The following is a 2,691-nucleotide window of genomic DNA, read 5'->3' as shown; positions in this document are numbered from 1 at the left end:
GCGGGGGGCGGGCGGGGGGGCGGGGGGGGGCGCCGCGGGGGGGGGGGGGGGGGCGCCGGCCGGGGGCGCCGACCGCATCCGCATCCTCGCCGTGACGGTGCTGACCAGCCTGGACGCCGGCGCCCTGGCCGAGACGGGCGTGGCCGGCGGGCCGGTGCAGCAGGTGCTCCGGCTCGGGCGGCTGGCGGTCGCGGCCGGCGCCGATGGCCTGGTCTGCTCGCCGCGGGAGGTTGCGCCGCTGCGCGATGCGCTGGGCGAGGGGCCGGCGCTGGTGGTGCCCGGCGTGCGCCCGGCCGGCAGCGCCGCCGACGACCAGGCGCGCACCGCGACGCCGGAGGAGATGGCCGCGGCCGGTGCCGACTTCGTCGTGGTCGGGCGGCCGGTCACCCGCGCCGCCGATCCCGCCGCGGCCGCCGCCGCCATCGCGCGCGCCCTGGCCGGCTGATCGGGCGATGATCGTGAAGATCTGCGGGATCAACGATCCCGCCGCGATGCAGGCCGCCGCCGCGGCCGGTGCCGACCTGGTGGGCTTCGTCTTCTTCCCGCCCTCGCCGCGCGCGGTCACCCCGGCCGAGGCCGCGGCGATCGCCGGCACCGCCCGCGGGCCGGGCAAGGTCGGGCTGTTCGTGGATCCGACGGATGACGCCATCGGCGCCGTCCTCGCCGCCCTGCCGCTCGACATCCTGCAACTGCATGGCGAGGAGACGCCGGAGCGCTGCGCGGCGGTGAAGGCGCGCTTCGGCCTGCCGGTGATGAAGGCGCTCGGCATCGCCACGCCCGCGGACCTGGCCGCGCTCGGGCGATACGCCCCGGTGGTGGACCGCTTCCTGCTGGACGCCAAGGCGCCGCCCGGCGCACCGCTGCCCGGCGGCAATGCCGCGCCCTTCGACTGGACCCTGACCGCCGGCGTCGCGGTGCCGCGCCCGTGGCTGCTGGCCGGGGGCCTCACGCCGGACAACGTGCAGCACGCGGCACGCGTGGCCGGCGCGCCCGGCGTGGACGTGTCCTCGGGCGTCGAGCGCATGCGCGGCGTCAAGGATGCCGCCCTGATCGCCCGCTTCGTCGCGGCGGCGCGCGCGGCGCCGCGCCCCGCGCGGTCGCGCGCCGGCCGGCCCGGCTGTCCCGCTGTGGGCGGGCGGAACCGGCGGCGCGGCATGAGCGTTGTAGCGGTTGGGCCCCGGGCGCGCCGATGCGCGGGGGCGGTTGAGCGGCGGAAGGCAGGCCTCGGCATTGGACATGAATTCGGGATGGGCGACGCACCGCCAGGCGCCGCGCCCGATGGCGGCCGAGGCGACACCGCCGGCGCAGCCGCCGCGGCTCGGAACCCATTTGGCCGCGCTCGTCCTTGTCGTGCTGTTGCCCGCCATGGGGTGCGGCGCGGCGGCGGCCTGGGATGCGCTGCGGCGGCAGGATGCGGCGGCGGAAGCGCGGCTGGTGGACACGGCCCGCGCGCTTGCCGTCGCGGTGGATGCGCAGATCGCCGGCCGCGTCGCCGCGCTGCAGGTCCTCGCCGGGGCGCCATCCGGGCTGCCGATCCCGGGCGGCGCATTCCGCGCGCATGCGGATGCGACGGCGGCCGTCTTCGGCGACTGGGTGACGCTCTACGCCCCCGACGGCTCGCAGCTGATGAACACCCGTCTGCCGCCCGGCGCACCGCTGCCGGGCCCGGCGGAAGGGTCCGAAGCGGCCGGTCGCGCCCGCGGCCTTGCCCGCGCCGTCGCGGAGGCACGCCCGGTCGTGGCCGATCTCGACCTGGACAGGGTGTCCGGCCGCCCCGCGGCCTTCGTCTTCGTCCCGGTGCTGCGGGACGGCGTGGTGCAGGGCGTCCTGGGCATGCCGCTGCTGCCGGAACGCTTCGCGGCGCTGCTCGTTGGGCAGGCCGCCTCGGGCCGGGGCGTCGCGGCGCTGACCGACGGCGCCGGCGTCTTCATCGCGCGGTCGCGCGCGATCGAGCAGGTTGTCGGCCGGCGGCGGCCAGAGCGGCGTGACGGTCCGCTCGGCGAAAGCGGTGTGCTGCGCGGGCACAGCCTGCCCGAGGGCGACGCCATCCGCACCGCCTACCGCGCCCTGCCGCGCGCGCCGGGCTGGCACGCCTGGGTCAACGAGCCGGAAACCTCCTTCGTCGAGGCGCGCCGCCTGCCGATGCTGGCGCTTGTCGGCGGCGGGCTGCTGGCGCTCGCGCTCGGCATGGCCATCGCCGCGGCCTTGGGCCGCCGCATGCTCCGCCCGCTGGAGGAGATCACCCGCTGGGCCGAAGCCGTGGCGCAGGGACCGGGCCACGCGCCGGCCGTGCCGCCGCCCCGGCCCGCGCCGGGCCGCGAGTTCGCGCGGCTGCGCCAGGCGAGCGCGGCCGCCGAGGCGGCCTGGCGGCGGGTGCAGCGGATCGGGCGCGTCGGCGGCTTCGAAGTGGATCTGCGGCCGCAGGCGGGGCTGCGTTCGCTGCGTTCTTCCGAATACATGGGCCTCTACGGCGCCGCGCCCCAGCCAGCGGTGGAGGATCACCAGGACTGGCTGAGGCGGTTGCACCCCGAGGACCGCGCGCGCGCCGAGCGCCGCCTCTTCGACGCGATCGAAACCGAGGGCAACCGGGACTACGAGCAGGAGTACCGGGTCGTGGACCCGGACGGCCGCATTCGCGGGGTCTATGCGCGGGCGGGGATCGGGCGCGGCGGCGGAGGCCGGCCCCGGGCG

Annotated in this window: 2 protein-coding genes and 1 pseudogene; all 3 read left to right on the top strand. The window is 78.6% G+C overall.

Going from position 1 to position 2,691, the window contains the following annotated elements; all coding sequences use genetic code 11:
- Nucleotides 1-445: orotidine 5'-phosphate decarboxylase / HUMPS family protein (locus AC1MIR_RS11900; RefSeq protein ID WP_480028366.1), on the top strand; the 445-nt coding region annotated here is incomplete at its 5' end.
- Nucleotides 446-452: 7 nt separating this feature from the next.
- A pseudogene (locus AC1MIR_RS11895) lies at nucleotides 453-1,022 on the top strand (phosphoribosylanthranilate isomerase); the annotation flags it as partial.
- 307 nt (nucleotides 1,023-1,329) lie between these two features.
- Nucleotides 1,330-2,691: PAS domain-containing protein (locus AC1MIR_RS11890; protein ID WP_480028365.1), on the top strand; the 1,362-nt coding region annotated here is incomplete at its 3' end.

The sequence above is a fragment of the Falsiroseomonas sp. RANM36 genome (assembly GCF_056682175.1).
Note: the sequence above shows the minus strand (reverse complement) of the source record. Positions and strands in the feature narration are given on the sequence as shown.